Below are 19,306 nucleotides of genomic sequence, written 5' to 3'. Positions count from 1 at the left end.
CCAGATAGAGACCTCATGTTCAATCGAAGTACCTTAGCCCTCGGGGGCGCCGCCTTGTGCGGCGCCCTGCTGCTCGGCGGCTGCGCCAACCCGATGTCACAGCGCAGCGAGCACGAGGAACGCGTCGAACGCAAATTGCTCGAGCACAGCCTGCAGATCGATGTCGGCGAACCCAGGATCCTCGAACTGCCGCAACGCCGTGTGCGGATCAACGAGCAGAAGACCTTCGAGGTCACCGAGTTCGACGTCACCCGTCGCTATGATCGCTACACGCCTTACCAGCCCTGGCGCAAAGTCTATGAAATACCGCTGGGCGCCGTGGCACTGGTGGGTGGCATCGGCGCCAATGTGGTGAACGTGTTCGCCCTCGGCTCCCTGCCCGCCAGCGTGACCCGTGACTGGATCAGCTATGGCATCGACGGGCTCAACCCGTTCATGAACGTGGAGTCACACGGGCGCGCGCAGCAGAACCTGGCCGGCATCGAGGAAGTCCAGCGCGACAAGCGCATGGAGTATTCGAGCTTGCCGTGGGCCGAACGACCGGTGGAGGTGGTGGCGGGTCGGCAGACCTACGAGCTGACTACCGATCGCCATGGCGTGCTGCGCCTGAACCTGCTGGACAGCCCGTTTGCCGAGCAGGACCTGAATCCCATCGGCAGCCTGACGATTCGCGTCGAGGATGCCCAGGATGAAGTCCATTCGGACTCGAGCCTGTCCATCAGCAGCAAGCTGCGGGGCAAGTTGCTGGAGGCGCACGCACTGATCTATGACGATCTGGAGGGCGACGATGTCGGCCAATGGGTCCATCGGGTCAAGCGCCTGTCCGAACTGGGCCTGGAAGAAGAAGCGAGCGAACTGGAACAGAGCCTGATCGAACTGACGCGCAACGATCCCGAGTTGCAGCGCGAGTTTCTCAAGTCGCTGACCCGGAACGCCGGACGCCTGGTGGCGGATCCCGGAGCCAGCTGAACAGCGGCCTGGCTTGCCAGCGATGAGGCCCGCAAGACCGCCAAAGGCCTCGCGGGCAAACCGCGCCGCCGGAGCACCTGCCCCTACAAGGTTGCATGGCCGGTTTACCGACTGAACAGCTCCAGCTGTTCATGACCACCACGCAAATCCTGCAAGCGCACGCCGATACCCAACAGGCGTACCGGTTTCTCCCCACGGGCAAACGCCTGGCTGAGCAACTGACGATAACTCTCCAGATCCCGCGCTGCCCCGGCCTGCTCCAGGGTGGTCTGGGTGAAATCATGAAACTTCACCTTGACGAACGGCTTGCCCGGTCGATAGCTGCTGTCCAGGCGCGCCATGCGTCCGGCGAGGGATTCCATCAGTTCCGGAAGCTTTTGCAGGCAACTTTCCAGATCGGGCAAATCCACGTCGTAGGTGTTCTCGACACTGACCGACTGCCGCCGACTGTCGTTCTGCACCAGCCGCTCATCGATCCCCCGCGCCAGCCCCCACAAGCGCTCGCCGAAACTGCCGAACTCACGCACCAGGGCCAGCTTGCTCCATTCGCGCAGTTGCAGGCAGTCGCCGATGCCCAGGCGCCCCAGCTTGTCCGCCGTGACCTTGCCGACGCCATGCAGCTTGCTCACCGGCAGGCCGGCGACAAAATCCTCTACCTGGTCGGGAGTGATCACAAACAGCCCGTTGGGTTTCTTCCAGTCACTGGCAATCTTCGCCAGGAACTTGTTCGGCGCAACGCCCGCCGAGACGGTGATATGCAACTGCCTGGACACCCGGCGCCGGATATCCTGGGCGATCCGCGTGGCGCTGCCAGCAAAGTGCGGGCTGTCGGACACATCGAGGTACGCCTCGTCCAGCGACAGCGGCTCGATCAGATCGGTGTAGTCCCGAAAGATCGCCTGGATTTCCTTCGACGCTTCCTTATAGGCATCCATGCGCGGCTTGACGATCACCAGGTCCGGGCACAGGTTCAACGCGTGCCGTGACGACATCGCCGAACGCACTCCGAAGGCCCGCGCTTCGTAATTGCAGGTGGCGATCACCCCTCGCCGGTCCGCCGATCCGCCCACTGCCAGCGGCTTGCTCGCCAGGCTCGGGTCGTCACGCATCTCGATGGCGGCGTAGAAGCAATCACAGTCGACGTGGATGATTTTGCGTTGCGTCATGGAAGACAGTGTTCATTCAAAAAGGCAGAAACGGTACGGCTCATCAGTATCTCACTGACACCTGTATATAGCACCAGTAGTTTGAATCTTCCTCCAAGGCCGTGGGAAATAACCGATATGAATTTAGTTTTTCAATCGAAACATCCACCGCGATAGAGCTGAAAGCCTTGCCGGGCATGGCCCGCAGACACCCCGGGCACCCCGGCAGAGGGGCTAAGCGATTGAACAATAAAGAGGTTTTCCGAAATTAGGGTTTGACAGGCCGGCGTTTCTCTGTAGAATGCCGACACACAGACGCGGGATGGAGCAGTCTGGTAGCTCGTCGGGCTCATAACCCGAAGGTCGTCGGTTCAAATCCGGCTCCCGCAACCAAACATCAGAAAAGGCTACTCGAAAGAGTGGCCTTTTTTGTGTCCGCTTGTTTCTCCCCTCCTCCGCGTCCCTCTATCAGAAAAAAACCTTGGTTGTCTGACACTTATCCACTCCAAAGGGACGCACCGGAGTGTTTTTGCATTATTTTGACCATCTGGATCATTAACGGTTGACACCCCGGCGTTCGACTGTAGAATGCCGCCACACAGACGCGGGATGGAGCAGTCTGGTAGCTCGTCGGGCTCATAACCCGAAGGTCGTCGGTTCAAATCCGGCTCCCGCAACCAAATATCAGAAAAGGCTGCTCGAAAGAGTGGCCTTTTTTGTATCCGCCGAAAAAGTCGTTCAATACAGGGCGCCGATGCAGAACGAACCCTCGACGCAAACCGGAGTCAATGCCTGCACAGGCTATGCTGAATTCGCAACAAACTTCCTCTACAACAGCCCCGGGGCGTGGGTCGCCGCAAGACGGTGAGACGCGTTAATATTTGTAATTATTTTGTCCATAGGGATTGGTAACTTGGCTGGATACCCCCATCCTGTCGCGCACAATCCTAGAGGTGATTGATGCGCGCCAACTCGTCTGAACCACAAGACACCGTCACAGCGACACAGCCGATTGCAGCCGCCCGTTTGCGCTGGCTGGATCTGTTGAGCAAGTACCGTCAATCCGTTGGACTGGCCGTCACCCTGTTGTTGTTCGCCATTGCCTTGATCGCCTGTCGTCATCTGTTGATCGAACTCGACCTGGATGCGCTGCACGATTCGATTCTCAGCGTGCCCAAACCGGCCCTGGGGGGGGCCATCGCGGCAACCGCCATCGGCTTTATCATCCTGCTGGGCTATGAGTGGTCCGCCAGCCGTTATGCCGACGTCCATCTGCCGGCCAAGACCCTGGCCCTGGGTGGTTTTACCGCTTTCGCCATCGGCAATGCCATCGGCCTGTCGCTGCTGTCCGGCGGCTCGGTGCGCTATCGCCTCTATGCCCGTAACGGCCTGGGGGCCGCGGAAGTCGCACGCATGACGCTGTTCGCCAGCCTGTCGCTGGGTTGCGCCCTGCCACCGCTCGCGGCCCTGGCCACCCTGAGCAACCTGCCGGCCGCCGCCGAAGCCTTGCACCTGCCCGCCTACCTGCTGGGCGCGATTGCCGTGGCGATCCTCGCCCTGTTCGCGTTGCTGGCCGTCGGCATCTATCGTCGTCGCCTGCCGGAACAACCCATCCCGAACAACCTGCTGGTCAAGGTCGGTCGCCGTACCCTGCGCCTGCCCAGCGCGCGCCTGACCCTGCTGCAACTGGTCATCACCGCCCTGGATGTGGCCGCCGCCGCCACCGTGCTGTACCTGCTGCTGCCGGAAGCACCGCCGTTCGGCGCCTTCCTGCTGGTGTACCTGCTGGCCCTGGCCGCCGGCGTGCTCAGCCACGTACCCGGTGGCGTCGGGGTGTTCGAGGCGATCCTGCTGGCCGCCTTCGCCAATGAACTGGGCGCGGCCCCGCTGGCCGCCGCCCTGCTGCTGTACCGCCTGATCTATGTGCTGCTGCCGCTGCTGCTGGCTTGCCTGACACTGCTGAGCACCGAGGCCCAGCGCCTGATCGCCTCGCGCCAGAGCATGCGCGTGGCGTCCGGCCTGGCCGCGCCGATCCTCGCGGTGCTGGTGTTCCTTTCCGGCGTGGCCCTGCTGTTCTCCGGCGCCACCCCGGAAATCGATACCCGTCTGGAAGGTATCGACTTCCTCGTACCGGATCGCCTGATCGACGCCTCGCACTTCGGTGCCAGCCTCGTGGGCGTGTTGTGCCTGCTGTTGGCCCAGGGCCTGCGTCGACGCCTCTCGGCGGCCTGGATGCTGACCATGATCCTGCTGCTGGTCGGCGCCCTGCTCTCGCTGCTCAAGGGCTTCGACTGGGAAGAAGCCAGCATGCTCACGGCCACGGCCTGCCTGCTGGGGATTTTCCGGCGCTCCTTCTACCGCCCGAGCCGCCTGACCGAGTTGCCGTTCTCGCCGCTGTACCTGGTGGCCAGCCTGTGCGTGCTGGGGGCATCGGTGTGGTTGCTGCTGTTCGCCTACCAGGACGTGCCTTACAGCCATGAACTCTGGTGGCAGTTCGCACTGGACGGCGATGCCCCACGCGGACTGCGTTCGCTGCTGGGCGCCGCGGTGCTGCTGGTGGTGGTTTCCCTGACCTGGCTGCTGCGTACCGAGCGCCCGGTGATCCACCAGCCCAATGCAGAGGAACTGCAACGCGCCCACAAGATCCTGATGGCCTCCGACCAGCCCGATGGCGGCCTGGCCCTGACCGGCGACAAGGCCTTCCTGTTCCATCCGAGCGATACCGCGTTCCTCATGTATGCCCGTCGCGGGCGCAGCCTGGTGGCGCTGTATGATCCGATCGGCCCGGCACGCCAGCGCGCCGAGCTGATCTGGCAGTTCCGCGACCTCTGCGATACCCATCATGCGCGCCCGGTGTTCTATCAGGTCCGTGCCGAGAACCTGCCGTACTACATGGACATCGGCCTGACCGCCATCAAGCTCGGCGAAGAAGCCCGGGTCGACCTGCAGCGCTTTGACCTTGAATCCAAGGGCAAGGAAATGAAGGACCTGCGCTACACCTGGAACCGTGGCAGCCGCGATGGCCTGTCCCTGGAGATCTACGAGCCGGGGCAAGCGCCCCTGGACGAGCTCAAGGTGATTTCCGATGCCTGGCTGACCGGCAAGAACGTCCGCGAGAAAGGCTTCTCCCTGGGGCGCTTCAGCCCGGACTACATCAACCATTTCCGCGTGGCGATCATTCATTTCGAAGGTCGCCCGGTGGCGTTCGCCAACCTGCTCGAGACCCACAGCCATGAACTGGCCAGCCTCGACCTGATGCGCTCGCACCCCGACGCACCGAAGCTGACCATGGAGTTCCTGATGGTCGGCCTGATCCAGCATTATAAAAATCATGGATATGCACGCTTCAGCCTCGGCATGGTGCCGCTTTCCGGCCTGCAACCCCGGCGCGGCGCTCCCCTGACCCAGCGTCTGGGCTCGATGGTGTTTCAGCGCGGTGAGCAGCTCTACAACTTCCAGGGCCTGCGCCGCTTCAAAGACAAGTTCCAGCCTGACTGGGAACCTCGTTACATGGCCGTGCCAGCCGGACTCGATCCGCTGGTTGCCCTGGCCGATACTGCCGCCCTGATCGCGGGCGGCTTGACTGGATTGGTGAAACGCTGATGATTCGACGCTCCTGGCGGGTTTTACTGGTAATAGTGTTAGTCCTGGCCGCGCTTGCGGGCGCCGGCTACTGGTTCTGGAACCGCCCTGCGCCGGAACCCGCTCTCGAACATCTGAGCCAGGCCGATGGCTCGACCCTGACCCGCCTGATCCCCGGTACCAGGCCCAAGGCCCAGGTCATCGTCGCCACCCTCGCCGAAGACGCCTTGAGCGACAAACAGCTGTCGGCCCTGAGCCGTGGTGGCGCGGCGCAGATCGTCCAGGTGATCCTGCCCAAGGATGATTGCAAGCTGCAGCAGCAGGCCCTGGACAACGCCCGGCAACAATTGGCCGGCCCGGCGACCCTGGTCAGCGGTATCGGCCCCGGCGCGTCCCTGGCCTGGAACTGGCTGGCCACGCAGACCGACGACAAGGCCCAGGCCATCTCGGTCGGCTTTGCCCTCGAACAACCGGGCTGCACCACGCCGGTGCCCAAGTCGGCGGCCCACGGCCACTGGCTGGTAGCCTGGAACGATGGCCCGGACGATCCGAGCGCGGCCTTCGTGCGCGACCAGGCCAACGCCGAGACCAGCATCAGCGACTACGATATCCACCTGCCCCAGGTGCTGAACAACGAACTGCGCAAGATGCTCGTGGGCAACGAGAACGGCGGCCTGGCGATCCCCGTGGTCGAAGTCCCGGCCGGCCAGACCACCGACACCGTGACCCTGTTCCTCTCCGGCGACGGCGGCTGGCGCGACCTGGACCGCGATGCCGCCGGCGAAATGGCCAAGATGGGCTATCCGGTCGTCGGCATCGACACGCTGCGCTACTACTGGCAGCACAAGAGTCCGGAACAGACCGCCGTCGACCTGACCGAACTGATGCAGCACTACCGTCAGAAGTGGGGCATCAAGCGTTTTATCCTGATTGGCTACAGCTTCGGCGCCGATGTGCTGCCGGCGATCTACAACAAGCTGCCGGAAGCCGAGCAGCAGCGTGTCGACGCGATCATCCTGCTGGCCTTTGCCCGCAGTGGCAGCTTCGAGATCCATGTCGATGGCTGGCTGGGCAAAGCCGGCATGGAACTGGATACCGGCCCCGACATGGCCCAGTTGCCACCCGCCAAGGTCCTGTGCATCTATGGCAAGGAAGAAGTCGACGAGAGCGGCTGCACCACCAAGACCGCCGTCGGCGAGGCCCTGGAGCTGCCCGGCGGCCACCACTTCGACGAGAACTACCCGGCGCTGGCCAAGCGCCTGATCGATGCGATCAACAAGCGCCAGACCAAGACCGAATAAGTCGAGGAGACAGCAACAAAAAAGCCCCCGCTGCCACAAGGCAACGGGGGCTTTTTTTGGGTCGGTGGATTACATCTCGACCTGGGTACCCAACTCGATCACCCGGTTCACCGGCAGCTTGAAGAACCGCAGGTTGCCGTTGGCGTTCTTGAGCATGAAGGCGAACAGCGACTCGCGCCAGCGCGCCATGCCGACGATCTTCGACGCGATCACGGTCTCACGGCTGAGGAAGTAGGTGGTACGCATCGGGCTGAAATCCAGCTCGTCGAGGTGGCACAGCTTCAGCGCCTCGGGCACGTCCGGCTCGTCGGTGAAACCGAAGTGCAGGATCACCCGGAAGAAACCCTCGCCATAGGAATCGACCTCGAACCGCCGCTGGGTCGGCACCCGCGGAATGTCCTCGTAGACCACCGTCAGCAGCACCACCTGCTCATGCAGCACCTGGTTGTGCAGCAGGTTGTGCAACAGGGCGTGGGGCACCGCATCCGCACGGGCAGTGAGGAACACCGCCGTGCCTTGCACGCGGTGCGGCGGCTGCACGCGGATACTGCCGATAAAGATCGGCAGCGGCAGGCCGCCTTCGTCCAGGCGATCCACCAGCAGTTCCTTGCCGCGTTTCCAGGTGGTCATGAGGATGAACAGGACAATCCCCGCCAGTACCGGGAAAGCACCGCCCTGGACGATCTTCGGCACGTTGGCGGCGAAGAACAGCCCGTCCACCAGCAGGAAACCGACCAGGATCGGCACGGTGAGAATCGGCGACCACTTCCACAGCAGCAACATCACCGCCGACACCAGGATGCTGGTGATCAGCATGGTCCCGGTCACCGCCACGCCATAGGCCGAGGCCAGGGCATTGGACGACTCGAAGCCGAGCACCAGCAGGATCACCCCGACCATCAGAGTCCAGTTCACCGCCCCGATATAGATCTGCCCCTGTTCGGCACTGGAGGTGTGCTGGATATACATGCGCGGGATGTAGCCGAGCTGGATCGCCTGGCGGGTCAGGGAGAAGGCCCCGGAAATCACCGCCTGCGAAGCGATCACGGTCGCCAGGGTCGACAGCCCCACCAGCGGGACCAGCGCCCAGGACGGCGCCAGCAGATAGAACGGGTTGCGTGCCGCTTCCGGGTTCTCCAGCAACAGCGCCCCCTGGCCGAAGTAGTTCAGCACCAGCGCCGGCAGCACCAGCGCGAACCAGGCACGGGCGATCGGCTTGCGACCGAAGTGGCCCATGTCGGCATACAGCGCCTCGGCACCGGTCAATGCCAGCACCACCGCACCGAGAATCGCCACGCCCATGCCGGGGTGGACGATAAAGAACCGCACGCCCCACATCGGGTTCAGGGCGCTGAGCACTTCCGGATGCTGGAGAATGCCGTGCACACCCAGGATCCCGAGCACCAGGAACCAGGCGACCATCACCGGTCCGAACAACTTGCCGATGCTTGCCGTACCGTGCTTCTGGATCAGGAACAACCCGACCAGCACCACCAGCGACAGCGGTACCACCCAGCGTTCCAGGCCGTCAAAGGCCAGTTCCAGCCCCTCCACCGCCGACAATACCGAGATCGCCGGGGTGATCATGCTGTCACCATAGAACAGCGCCGCACCGATCAACCCGAGGATCACCAGCACCGCCCGCAACCGCGGATACGGCGATGCCGCCCGCCGCGCCAGGGCGGTCAGGGCCATGATCCCGCCCTCGCCCTGGTTGTCCGCCCGCAGGATGAACAACACGTACTTGATCGAAACCACCCAGATCAACGACCAGAAAATCAGTGCGAGGATCCCGAAGACGCCATCGTGGTTGACCTGAACCCCATACCCACCGGAGAACACCTCTTTGAGGGTGTACAACGGACTGGTGCCGATATCGCCGTACACCACCCCCACCGCTGCAACCAGCATACTCAGCGGCTTTGCCGTCGAGTGCCCGGCTTGCGCCTGACTCACTGCCTGACCCATCAATTACTCCCCTACTACAACTTGGACCGGGCTTCTTCTAAGAAGCGCTACTCTTTTTAGATGCAGCTTTAAGTACAGCTTTTTTGGTGCAGCTTTTCAGGTGCAGCGTTTATCAGTACAGCTGCTTCAGCGCAGCATGCGCTGATTTTCTTACAGTTGCCGACGATTAATCTTTTGCCGGCAATTTGAAACAAAAAATGACACCTGGGCGCAACGCGGCGAAGCATAGCGCAGCACTCGTCGCATTTCCCTCCATAAAGCTGGTCAAGTGCGTCGCCCATCGCTAGAATTGCGCACTTTTTGATCAGAGGCGCATCAAGCGCCCGTCCGTCGTCAGCGGTTTCAAGCAAACCGCCAAACGCAGCGATCCCCATACCGAGGTTAGACATGTCCACCCCTACCGCGCCGGCCAACCCCAAGGTCGGATTTGTAAGTCTTGGATGCCCGAAGGCCCTGGTCGACTCCGAGCGCATCCTCACGCAACTGCGCATGGAAGGCTATGACGTCGTCTCCACTTACCAGGACGCCGACGTCGTGGTGGTCAACACCTGCGGTTTCATCGACAGCGCCAAGGCCGAATCCCTGGAAGTGATCGGTGAAGCGATCAAGGAAAACGGCAAGGTCATCGTCACCGGTTGCATGGGTGTGGAAGAAGGCAATATCCGCAACGTGCATCCGAGCGTGCTGTCCGTGACCGGACCGCAGCAGTACGAGCAGGTGGTCAACGCGGTGCACGAAGTGGTGCCACCCCGCCAGGACCACAACCCGCTGATCGACCTGGTGCCGCCACAAGGCATCAAGCTGACCCCGCGTCACTACGCCTACCTGAAGATTTCCGAAGGCTGCAACCACAGCTGCAGCTTCTGCATCATCCCGTCGATGCGCGGCAAGCTGGTCAGCCGTCCGGTCGGCGACGTGCTCGACGAAGCCCAGCGCCTGGTCAAGTCCGGCGTCAAGGAGCTGCTGGTGATCTCCCAGGACACCAGCGCCTACGGCGTGGACGTCAAGTACCGCACCGGCTTCTGGAACGGTGCCCCGGTCAAGACCCGCATGACCGAACTCTGCGCAGCCCTCGCCACCCTGGGCGTATGGGTCCGCCTGCACTACGTCTACCCGTACCCGCACGTCGACGAACTGATCCCGCTGATGGCCGACGGCAAGATCCTGCCGTACCTGGACATCCCGTTCCAGCACGCCAGTCCGAAAGTCCTCAAGGCGATGAAACGCCCGGCCTTCGAAGACAAGACCCTGGCGCGGATCAAGAACTGGCGGGAAATCTGCCCCGAGCTGATCATCCGCTCGACCTTTATCGTCGGCTTCCCGGGCGAAACCGAAGAAGACTTCCAGTACCTGCTCGACTGGCTGACCGAAGCCCAGCTCGACCGCGTCGGCTGCTTCCAGTACTCGCCGGTCGAAGGTGCACCGGCCAATGACCTGGACCTGGAAGTGGTACCGGACGACGTCAAGCAGGACCGTTGGGAGCGCTTCATGGCGCACCAGCAGGCCATCAGCTCGGCGCGCCTGCAACTGCGCATCGGCAAGGAAATCGAAGTGCTGATCGACGAAGTCGACGAGAACGGCGCCGTCGGCCGCTGCTTCTTCGATGCCCCGGAAATCGATGGCAACGTCTTCATCGACGGTGCCGGCGATCTCAAGCCGGGCGACAAGGTCTGGTGCCGGGTCACCGATGCCGACGAGTACGATCTCTGGGCAGAAACCCTGTAAGCCGTAAAAAAATCGAAAAGCCCTGCTCTTTCCACGAGATGCGGGGCTTTTTTACGGCTATTGTTTGCCTCAATAACAAGGCCTGCGCCACACAAGGAACGGCGACATGCACCAGCACCCGGTCATCCATACCCCCAAACCCGGCGACTATCCCGAGCTGACCGCTGTCTGGGAAGCCTCCGTGCGCGCCACCCACGACTTCCTGCCCGACAGCTACATCGAACTGCTGAAGAACCTGGTGCTGACCCGCTACCTCGATGCCGTCATGCTGATCTGCACCCGCGACGCCCGCCAGCGGATTACCGGTTTTGCCGGCGTGGCGGCGGGCAAGGTCGAGATGCTGTTCATCGCCCCGCAGAACCGCGGCCAGGGCCTGGGCAAGCAGTTGCTGTGGTATGCGATCGAGCACCTGAATGCCAGCGAGCTGGACGTCAACGAACAGAACCCGCAGGCCATCGGCTTCTATTTCAAACAGGGCTTCGAGGTGATCGGCCGCTCGGAACAGGACGGCATGGGGCAGCCTTATCCGCTGCTGCACCTGCGTCTGAAACGCTGAACCTTGTGGGAGCGGGCTTGCCCGCGAAGCTCTTGGCGACCTCAAGGATGCCATCGCCAGCAAGCCAGCTCCTCTAGGGAGTTGCCCCTAACCGCGTGCTGCGACAAATGTTGCCGGGCTTAACCGGCGCCAGGCGGGTACAATGACTGCCCTCCTTTGCTACGGCCGCTGTCATGTCTGAACCCATTCGCCTTTCCAAACGCCTTATCGAGCTGGTCGGTTGCTCCCGTCGGGAGGCCGAGCTGTTTATCGAAGGCGGCTGGGTCACGGTCGACGGCGAAGTCATCGACGAGCCGCAGTTCAAGGTCGACAACCAGAAGGTCGAGCTGGACCCCGAAGCCAAGGCCACCGCGCCGGAGCCGGTGACCCTGTTGCTGAACCAGCCCGCCGGCATGAGCGCGGACAACGCCCTGCAATTGCTCGACGCCGCCAACCTGTCCGAGGAACACCGCTACGGCAAGCGCCCGCTCAAGGGGCATTTCCTGCGCCTGACCGCGGCCGCCGACCTGCAGGCCAACGCCAGCGGCCTGCTGGTGTTCACCCAGGACTGGAAGATCCTGCGCAAGCTGACCGCCGACGCCGCCAAGATCGAGCAGGAGTATGTGGTCGAGGTCGCCGGCGACATGGTCGCCCACGGCCTCAACCGGCTGAACCACGGTCTGACCTACAAGGGCAAGGAGCTACCGGCGGTCAAGGCCAGCTGGCAGAACGAGAACCGCCTGCGCTTCGCCCTGAAAAATCCGCAGCCGGGCCTGATCGCCCTGTTCTGCCAGGCCGTTGGCCTCAAGGTCGTGTCCATCCGCCGCATCCGTATCGGCGGCGTCTCCATCGGCAAGGTGCCGGTGGGCCAGTGGCGTTACCTGTCGGCCAAGGAAAAGTTCTAACCCCAATATTCCAACGCCGCGCCAGATGCGCGGCGCTTATCACCCAGGACTGCCCACATGATTCATAACGATGTACTGCGCAGCGTGCGCTACATGCTCGATATCAGCGATGCCAAGGTCGTCGAGATCATCAAGCTGACCGGCTTCGAAGTCGCCAAGGCGGATGTCGTCACCTACCTGAAAAAGGACGAGGAAGAAGGTTTTGTGCACTGCCCCGACGAGGTCATGGCGCACTTCCTCGACGGCCTGGTGATCTTCAAGCGGGGCAAGGACGACAGCCGTCCGCCACTGCCGGTGGAACTGCCGGTGACCAACAACATCATCCTGAAGAAACTGCGGGTCGCCTTCGAACTGAAGGAAGACGATATGCACGCCATCCTCAAGGCTGCCGAGTTCCCGGTGTCCAAGCCGGAGCTGAGCGCCCTGTTCCGCAAGTTCGGCCACACCAACTACCGCCCCTGCGGCGACCAGTTGCTGCGCAACTTCCTCAAGGGCCTGACCCTGCGCGTACGCGGCTGATCCCGCGGCCTGCGGCGGCCACACGGCCCCGCAGGCATGACGACTCATTCCCCCACGCAATAGTGGCTCCACTTTTGGCACCTGACGACTAGGGTATGGCGACTCTATTCGCGTTCAGGACTCGCCATGCACCCTTACTTCTCCCTGCAAGGCCGCACCGCCCTGGTGACCGGCGGAACCCGTGGCATCGGCAAGATGATCGCCAGGGCCTATGTCGAGGCCGGCGCCACGGTCTACGTCTGTGCCCGCGATGCCGAGGCCTGCCAGCAGACCGCCGATGAACTCGGGGCGCTGGGACACTGCCACGCCCTGGCCGCCAATCTCGCGACCGAAGAGGGCGTGCTGGAGCTTGCCACGCGCCTGGGCGGGCTGATCGACCGGCTGGATATCCTGGTCAACAATGCCGGCACCACCTGGGGCGCGCCGCTGGAGAGCTATCCGGTGAAGGGTTGGGAAAAAGTGATGCAACTGAACGTGACGTCGGTATTCAACTGCATCCAGCAATTCCTGCCCTTGCTGCGCAAGGCCGGCTCGGCGCGGAACCCGGCACGCATCATCAATATCGGCTCGGTGGCGGGGATTTCCTCGTTCGGCGAACAGGCCTATGCCTACGGGCCGAGCAAGGCCGCCCTGCACCAGTTGTCGCGAATCCTGGCACGCGAGCTGGTGGGCCAGCACATCAATGTCAATGTGATCGCACCGGGACGCTTTCCGAGCAAGATGACCCAGCATATCGGCAACGACGAACAGGCGCTGGCCGAGGACACCGCGCTGATCCCGATGAAGCGCTGGGGCCGCGAGGAAGAAATGGCGGCACTGGCCATCAGCCTGGCGAGCACCGCCGGTGCCTACATGACCGGGAACATCATCCCGCTGGATGGTGGTTTCAGCCTGTAGATACCTTGGTCAGCAGCTCCATGCGGCGCCTGTGCCGTCCTCTTCGCGGGCAAGCCCGCTCCCACAGGGGCGGCGTCTCGGACACTTATGGGCAAGCCCGCTCCCGCAGGGGCAGGGCCTCGGACATTTGTGGGCATGCCCACTCCCACAGTGGCAGGGCCTTGGACACTTGTGGGAGCGGGCTTGCCCGCGAAGGGGCCATCAGATCAGGCCCTCAGCTCCCGATCAGATCCCGGCCCGCAGCACATCCTCGGGCAACGCCTCGCCGCGCTCGACACTGGCGGCGACACGCTCGATCAGCACGTCCAGGCGATAGCCCTGGGCCTTCAGCCAGGCTTCGTCGTAATAGGTGGTGGCATAACGTTCGCCACCATCACAGAGGATCGCCACGATCGAGCCGCTCTCCCCCGCCTCGACCATCTGCCGCGCCGCCATCAGCGCGCCGATCAGGTTGGTCCCGCTGGAGCCGCCGACCCGCCGTCCCAGGCGTCGTGCCAGGTAATGCATGGCTGCCAGGGACAAGGCATCCGGCACCTTGACCATGGCATCGATAACCTTGGGCAGGAACGACGCCTCGACCCGTGGCCGGCCGATCCCCTCGATACGTGAACCGCATTCCAGGCGCAGGCTGGCGTCGCCGGTCTGATAATACTCGAAGAACACCGAACGCTCGGCATCGGCGCACAACACGCGGGTGCAATGCTGGCGGTAGCGCACATAACGTCCCAGGGTAGCGGTGGTGCCGCCGGTGCCCGGACTGGAAATCAGCCAGCTCGGCTCCGGGTGCCGCTCGAAACGCAACTGCTGGAAAATCGACTCGGCGATATTGTTGTTCGCCCGCCAGTCGGTGGCCCGCTCGGCATAGGTGAACTGGTCCATGAAATGCCCGCCGCTTTCCCGGGCCAGGCGCTCGGACTCGGCATAGATCTGCGTCGGGTCCTGCACCAGATGGCTCTGGCCGCCGTAGAAGGCGATCTGCGCGATCTTCTCCTGGGAGGTGGTCGCCGGCATCACGGCAATGAACGGCAGCCCCAGCAAGCGTGCGAAATAGGCTTCGGAAATCGCCGTCGAACCGCTGGACGCCTCGATTACCGGCGCTCCCGGTTTCAACCAGCCATTACACAGGGCATAGAGAAACAGCGAGCGTGCCAGGCGATGCTTGAGGCTGCCCGTGGGGTGGCTGGACTCGTCCTTGAAGTACAACTCGATGCCCGGCAGGCCCGGTAGCGGCAAGGGAATCAGGTGGGTGTCGGCACTGCGCTGGAAGTCGGCCTCGATGATCCGGATCGCTTCCCGGGCCCACTGTCGATTGTCGCTCATGATCGGTTACTCGTTGGAACGGGCACGCTCGAAGGCGCTGACGAACTGTTGCGCCACTGGCTCTTGGCCAAACCGCTGAAGGAAAAAGGCGGACAGCTCCGCCAGGACTCAACAGCAACTATAGGAAGTTTCCTACAGCCCGCACAGATACAGTGAAGACGCATTTGGACATACAACTGCTAGGCTCCCTTCCATTGATACCTCTATTTTCCGCTTATAACAAAAAAGAATATAACTTTTGTTTTAACAACCAACGGTACGGGTTAGGGTGTCCCACCTTTTGACTTTATCAATGGAGAGCGACCTTGCCTCTGCGTAGCACTTTCACGCGTTTCTTTCAGTTGGAAGCTGCCAGCGGTCTGTTATTGATTGCCGCTGCAGCCCTGGCCCTGATCATCAACAACTCACCGCTGTCGTACCTGTACAACGGCCTGCTGGACGTTCCGGTGGTAGCCCAGGTCGGCGCCTTGAAAATCGCCAAGCCGCTGCTGCTGTGGATCAATGACGGCCTGATGGCGATGTTCTTCCTGCTGATCGGCCTGGAGGTCAAGCGCGAGGTCCTCGAAGGCCATCTGTCCAAGCCTTCGCAGATTGTCCTGCCGGGTGCCGCGGCGATCGGCGGCATGGTCGTGCCGGCGCTGATCTACTGGTTCCTGAACAAGGACAACCCGGCGGCCCTGGGTGGCTGGGCGATCCCCATGGCCACCGATATCGCCTTCGCCCTCGGCGTGCTGGCCCTGCTGGGCAAGCGCGTGCCCGTATCGCTGAAACTGTTCCTGATGACCCTGGCGATCATCGACGACCTCGGCGCGATCATCGTCATCGCGGTGTTCTACTCCAGCGAACTGTCGACCCTGTCGCTGATGCTGGCCGGCGCCTGCCTGGTGGCCCTGATCGCGATGAATCGCCTCGGCGTGGTCAAGCTCGGCCCCTACATGATCATTGGTCTGATCCTCTGGATCTGCGTACTCAAGAGTGGCGTGCACGCGACGCTGGCCGGCGTGATCCTGGCCTTCTGCATCCCCCTGCGCACGAAGAACTCCGAGACGTCGCCACTGCTCAGCCTGGAACATGCGCTGCATCCCTGGGTGGCCTTCGGCATCCTGCCGCTGTTTGCCTTTGCCAACGCCGGTGTGTCGCTGACGGGGGTCAATCTCGACAGCTTCACCCATCACGTACCGCTGGGCATTGCCGCCGGCCTGCTGATCGGCAAGACCGTCGGCGTGTTCGGCCTGACCTGGCTGGCGGTCAAGGCCGGCATGGCCGCACTGCCCAACGGTGCCAACTGGGGCCAGGTGCTCGGTGTGGCGATCCTCTGCGGTATCGGCTTCACCATGAGCCTGTTCGTCGGCTCCCTGGCCTTTGTTCCGGGCAGCAGCGAATACGTCGGCATGGACCGCATGGGCATCCTCACCGGCTCGATCCTTGCCGCGCTGATCGGTTATGCCGTGACAGCCATGGCCAGTCGCCAACCCCAGTGATCGCATAGAGACGGACACGGGGCTTCACTGGCGGCATTCCCACGCAGAGCGTGGGAACGATCGAGCAGTAATCCCCTGAAACAAAAAACCCCGGCCAGTTCCCTGGCCGGGGTTTTCCTTTACAGACTGATCGTCGGATCAGTGGGAAACGCGGCTGGTACCACCCACGGTGGAAATACGTACGCGCTCGCCAACCCGGAAGATTTCGTTCGGCGCCACTTCCTGCACATAGGCACGCAGGCTGCCGTCATCTTCACGCACGGTGATTTCCACGCCCTGGGTCTTGGTCAGGCCTTTCTCGGCCATGTTACCCAGGACGCCACCGGCTACCGCACCGATTACCGCGGTGACGATACTGCCGCGGCCGCCGCCGATGGCGCTGCCGCCGACACCACCAACGATCGCACCGGCGCCGGCACCGATTGGCGAGTTGCTGCCTTCGATCTGTACCGGACGCAGGGATTCGATGGTACCCAGGCGGATGGTCTGCACACGACGGGCTTCATCGCGGGAGTAGCTGTCGCCGGTCAGGCTGTTGGTGCAGCCACCGAGCAGCATGGCCATTGTGGAGAAGGAAGCAATCAACAAAACAGACTTACGCATAAGGGCAACTCCAAAAGGACATGACTCAATTAAACTCCGCGGCTTGATCTCTGTCACGGCAGCCGGCGGATAAAATGGTTTTCATTCAGCACCGGTACAGCCGGCGCACAACAAGACTGAGGACAGGGTAGCGTTCTTTCAAGTCGCCCGCCCCGCCTGCCACAAGGACTGTCATGGATTACTTCATCATTGTCATCACTACCGCCGCCGGCTTGTATTTCCACGGCTGGCTGTACATGAGAATCAGACGCTGGATGGACCGCGACCTCGCATTGTCGCTAGCGGGAGACAGCGAAGCACGGCAAAAGTTCATGCTGCAGCGTCTCGACGCCGCCCGAAAGCAGAAGGTGAAGCGCCGGGATCTGCAGCGCTGGCTCGAGGCCGCCGCTGCAGAATATCCCGATCAGGGGGCCAGGCGCGAGCGGCTCCAGCCGTCATCGACCAGACGATAGTCGAGGCGGTCATGCAGGCGGCTGGCACGACCTTGCCAGAACTCGATGCGTTCCGGCAGCAGGCGATAACCTCCCCAGTGTTCCGGGCAATCCGGCTGGGTGTCGCTGAACCGTGCCTGGGTGGCCTTGAGCAACTCCTCCAGTTCGGTACGGTCGGCAATCACCCGGCTCTGCGGTGACGCCCAGGCGCCCAGGCGGCTGCCCAGCGGACGGACCTGGAAGTAGGCATCCGATTCCTGTGGCGAGACCTTGACCACCCGTCCCTCGATCCGCACCTGCCGCTCCAGGCTCGGCCAGAAGAAGGTCATGGCGGCGAACGGCCGCGCCGCCAGTTGCCGGCCCTTGTCGCTTTCGTAGTTGGTGAAGAAGGTAAAGCCCTCTGCATCCAGGCCCTTCAACAACAGGATACGGCAATGCGGACGCCCGTCGGCATCGACGGTCGCCAGGGTCATGGCATTGGCTTCCACCGGCGGCTGCTCGGTCTTCACCGCATCGGCAAACCACTGGTGGAACAGCGCGAACGGCTCGGCCGGGGCCTGGGCCTCGGTGAGACCGTCGCGGGTGTAGTCGCGGCGCATATCGGCCAGGGACTGGGTCATGGTGTTTTCCCTTCTAATCCCGAATCAATCAATCGCGAATCAGTTCTTGGCCGCGCTGTCAGCCGCCGGATCTTTCTTCGCCACTGCCTTGGCCGGTGCGGCTTTCTTGACCGGGGCTTTCTTCGCCGGGGCCTTGGCCGCTGCCTTCTTGGCCGGAGCCTTGGCCTTGGTGGTGGTGGCCGCTTTCTTCGCGACCGGTGCCGGAGCCACTGCCGGCTTGGTGTCCTGTGCCGCCACCAGGGTCGCCGGTGCCAGCGCCGAAGGCGGAATGCTGTACTTGCTCAGCAACGCCACCATGGTGTTCTGCGGGGTCAGGAGGATTTCCATCCGGCGGTTCAGGGCACGACCTTCACTGCTGTCATTGGCCGCGCGCGGCATCACCGAGCCCATGCCACGCAGGATCAGGCGATCGCGCTGCAGGCCGCTGAGGCGGAAAATCGCCGCGACCGACTGGGCGCGTTGCTGGCTCAGGGCCTGGGCTGAGTCGGCACCGGTGCTGTTGTCGCCGTGACCGAGAACCAATACCGCGGTTTTCGGATCGCCTTCAACGGCCTTGGCAATGCGCGAGAAAGGCCCGAGGGTCACGGGCAACAGCATTTCCGGACGCTTCGGATTGTAGGAACCGTCTATCGGGGCAATGATCACCAGGACGTTTTCGCGACGCTCCAGCTTCAGCGAAGAATCCTGGATCGCCGTGCGCAGGCGCGGTTCATAGTCGTCGAGCCAGGCCTGAGTGATTTTCGGATCGGGCATCGGCACGGCCTTGACCGGCGGCTGGGCGGTTTCCTTGGCCTTGTCCGAACTGCCGAACGGCCACCACCAGTGGGTCGCCGGGTCGGCCTGGGGAGCCGGGTTGGTCGCGGCGGCTACCGCGGTCGCCAGGGGCACGGGCTTGTCCTGGGGCTTGGCAGCGACGGCATCCTTTGCCGCGTCCTTCTTGTCGGAAGAGCCGAACGGCCACCAACTGCTGCCGCTGCTCGCTTCAGTTGCCGGGGCGGCAGCGGCTGCCGCTGCGACAGGTGCAGGCGCTGCGGCCTTGGCATCCTTGGCAACCGCAGGGGCGACCGCCTTGGCGTCCTTGGCAGCCGGAGCCGGGGCAGCGGCCGGAGCCGTAGAGGCCTGGGCCGCGTCCTTCTCGGCGACCTTGTCGGACGAACCGAACGACCACCAATGGCCTCCATCTGCATTCTGTGGAGTTTGTGCGCAACCGGTAACGGTCAGGCAGATGGCCAGGGCGAGGGACTTATTCGAAGACATTGGAAATCCACAAAATGAGATAGAGAAACAAGGGCACTTAGGAATACA

The 19,306-nt window shown here is 62.9% G+C and carries 17 protein-coding genes and 2 tRNA genes; 12 read left to right on the top strand and 7 right to left on the bottom strand.

Features of this window, described 5'->3' with window-relative positions:
• Positions 1–15: 15 nt before the first annotated feature.
• A complete protein-coding gene (locus ACL9RJ_RS24620) occupies positions 16–969 on the top strand; it encodes a hypothetical protein (protein ID WP_017126254.1) in 954 nt (317 codons plus the stop codon).
• A 104-nt stretch (positions 970–1,073) separates the two neighbouring features.
• Here ACL9RJ_RS24620 and dinB read toward each other — a convergent pair whose 3' ends face one another.
• Positions 1,074–2,135 (bottom strand): DNA polymerase IV, encoded by a 1,062-nt coding sequence (gene dinB / locus ACL9RJ_RS24615; RefSeq protein ID WP_017126255.1) that lies wholly within the window; start codon positions 2,133–2,135, stop codon positions 1,074–1,076.
• A 295-nt stretch (positions 2,136–2,430) separates the two neighbouring features.
• Between dinB and ACL9RJ_RS24610 the strand changes: the two genes are divergently transcribed.
• The 4 genes from ACL9RJ_RS24610 (at position 2,431) to ACL9RJ_RS24595 (ending at position 6,997) form a co-directional block, all read left to right on the top strand.
• A tRNA-Met gene (locus tag ACL9RJ_RS24610) sits at positions 2,431–2,507 on the top strand.
• Positions 2,508–2,717: 210 nt separating this feature from the next.
• A tRNA-Met gene (locus tag ACL9RJ_RS24605) sits at positions 2,718–2,794 on the top strand.
• Positions 2,795–3,074: 280 nt separating this feature from the next.
• Entirely contained in the window at positions 3,075–5,717 is a 2,643-nt protein-coding gene (mprF, locus tag ACL9RJ_RS24600; protein ID WP_177084427.1) for a bifunctional lysylphosphatidylglycerol flippase/synthetase MprF, read from the top strand.
• Positions 5,717–6,997, top strand: a complete 1,281-nt coding sequence (locus ACL9RJ_RS24595; RefSeq protein ID WP_042935316.1) for a virulence factor family protein — start codon at positions 5,717–5,719, stop codon at positions 6,995–6,997. The genes mprF and ACL9RJ_RS24595 overlap by 1 nt, the downstream gene beginning before the upstream one ends.
• A gap of 69 nt (positions 6,998–7,066) precedes the next feature.
• Here the strand turns inward: ACL9RJ_RS24595 and ACL9RJ_RS24590 are convergent, their stop codons facing one another.
• Positions 7,067–8,908 carry a potassium transporter Kup gene (locus ACL9RJ_RS24590; RefSeq protein ID WP_017126258.1) on the bottom strand — a complete coding sequence of 614 codons (1,842 nt, stop codon included), beginning with the start codon at positions 8,906–8,908 and terminating at the stop codon, positions 7,067–7,069.
• A 125-nt stretch (positions 8,909–9,033) separates the two neighbouring features.
• The gene (locus tag ACL9RJ_RS24585; RefSeq protein WP_245222995.1) at positions 9,034–9,354 is read right to left on the bottom strand and encodes a hypothetical protein; all 321 of its coding nucleotides are present in this window, start codon (positions 9,352–9,354) and stop codon (positions 9,034–9,036) included.
• Between ACL9RJ_RS24585 and rimO the strand changes: the two genes are divergently transcribed.
• The 5 genes from rimO to ACL9RJ_RS24560 all read left to right on the top strand — a co-directional run bounded on the left by rimO (position 9,353) and on the right by ACL9RJ_RS24560 (position 13,546).
• Complete coding sequence (rimO, locus tag ACL9RJ_RS24580; RefSeq protein ID WP_017126259.1) at positions 9,353–10,690, top strand: 30S ribosomal protein S12 methylthiotransferase RimO; 1,338 nt, start codon at positions 9,353–9,355, stop codon at positions 10,688–10,690. The genes ACL9RJ_RS24585 and rimO overlap by 2 nt on opposite strands.
• 106 nt (positions 10,691–10,796) lie before the next feature.
• A complete protein-coding gene (locus ACL9RJ_RS24575) occupies positions 10,797–11,246 on the top strand; it encodes a GNAT family N-acetyltransferase (protein ID WP_017126260.1) in 450 nt (149 codons plus the stop codon).
• A 173-nt stretch (positions 11,247–11,419) separates the two neighbouring features.
• Complete coding sequence (locus ACL9RJ_RS24570; RefSeq protein WP_017126261.1) at positions 11,420–12,130, top strand: rRNA pseudouridine synthase; 711 nt, start codon at positions 11,420–11,422, stop codon at positions 12,128–12,130.
• A gap of 57 nt (positions 12,131–12,187) precedes the next feature.
• The gene (locus ACL9RJ_RS24565) at positions 12,188–12,649 is read left to right on the top strand and encodes a DUF1456 family protein (RefSeq protein WP_017126262.1); all 462 of its coding nucleotides are present in this window, start codon (positions 12,188–12,190) and stop codon (positions 12,647–12,649) included.
• Positions 12,650–12,775: 126 nt separating this feature from the next.
• Positions 12,776–13,546 carry an SDR family oxidoreductase gene (locus ACL9RJ_RS24560; protein ID WP_017126263.1) on the top strand — a complete coding sequence of 257 codons (771 nt, stop codon included), beginning with the start codon at positions 12,776–12,778 and terminating at the stop codon, positions 13,544–13,546.
• 225 nt (positions 13,547–13,771) lie between these two features.
• On the opposite strand, the gene ACL9RJ_RS24555 is transcribed toward ACL9RJ_RS24560, so the two are convergent.
• On the bottom strand, positions 13,772–14,869 hold the full coding sequence (locus ACL9RJ_RS24555; protein ID WP_177116434.1) for a PLP-dependent cysteine synthase family protein: 1,098 nt from the start codon (positions 14,867–14,869) through the stop codon (positions 13,772–13,774).
• A gap of 302 nt (positions 14,870–15,171) precedes the next feature.
• Between ACL9RJ_RS24555 and nhaA the strand changes: the two genes are divergently transcribed.
• A complete protein-coding gene (gene nhaA, locus ACL9RJ_RS24550; RefSeq protein WP_422765771.1) occupies positions 15,172–16,347 on the top strand; it encodes a Na+/H+ antiporter NhaA in 1,176 nt (391 codons plus the stop codon).
• Between the two features lie 138 nt (positions 16,348–16,485).
• Here the strand turns inward: nhaA and ACL9RJ_RS24545 are convergent, their stop codons facing one another.
• Positions 16,486–16,950, bottom strand: a complete 465-nt coding sequence (locus ACL9RJ_RS24545; protein ID WP_042935318.1) for a glycine zipper 2TM domain-containing protein — start codon at positions 16,948–16,950, stop codon at positions 16,486–16,488.
• 173 nt (positions 16,951–17,123) lie between these two features.
• Between ACL9RJ_RS24545 and ACL9RJ_RS24540 the strand changes: the two genes are divergently transcribed.
• Positions 17,124–17,402: a hypothetical protein gene (locus ACL9RJ_RS24540; protein ID WP_017126267.1), complete on the top strand. Its 279-nt coding sequence runs from the start codon at positions 17,124–17,126 to the stop codon at positions 17,400–17,402.
• Here ACL9RJ_RS24540 and pdxH read toward each other — a convergent pair.
• Positions 17,354–18,001, bottom strand: coding sequence for a pyridoxamine 5'-phosphate oxidase (pdxH, locus tag ACL9RJ_RS24535; RefSeq protein ID WP_017126268.1), 648 nt, complete (start codon positions 17,999–18,001; stop codon positions 17,354–17,356). The genes ACL9RJ_RS24540 and pdxH overlap by 49 nt on opposite strands.
• A gap of 39 nt (positions 18,002–18,040) precedes the next feature.
• Positions 18,041–19,258, bottom strand: a complete 1,218-nt coding sequence (locus tag ACL9RJ_RS24530) for an OmpA family protein (RefSeq protein WP_017126269.1) — start codon at positions 19,256–19,258, stop codon at positions 18,041–18,043.
• Positions 19,259–19,306: the final 48 nt, after the last annotated feature.

Source organism: Pseudomonas sp. Mn2068, assembly GCF_049319725.1.
Classification (GTDB): Bacteria; Pseudomonadota; Gammaproteobacteria; order Pseudomonadales; family Pseudomonadaceae; genus Aquipseudomonas; species Aquipseudomonas gingeri.
This window is presented reverse-complemented; position numbering and strand designations above follow the sequence as displayed.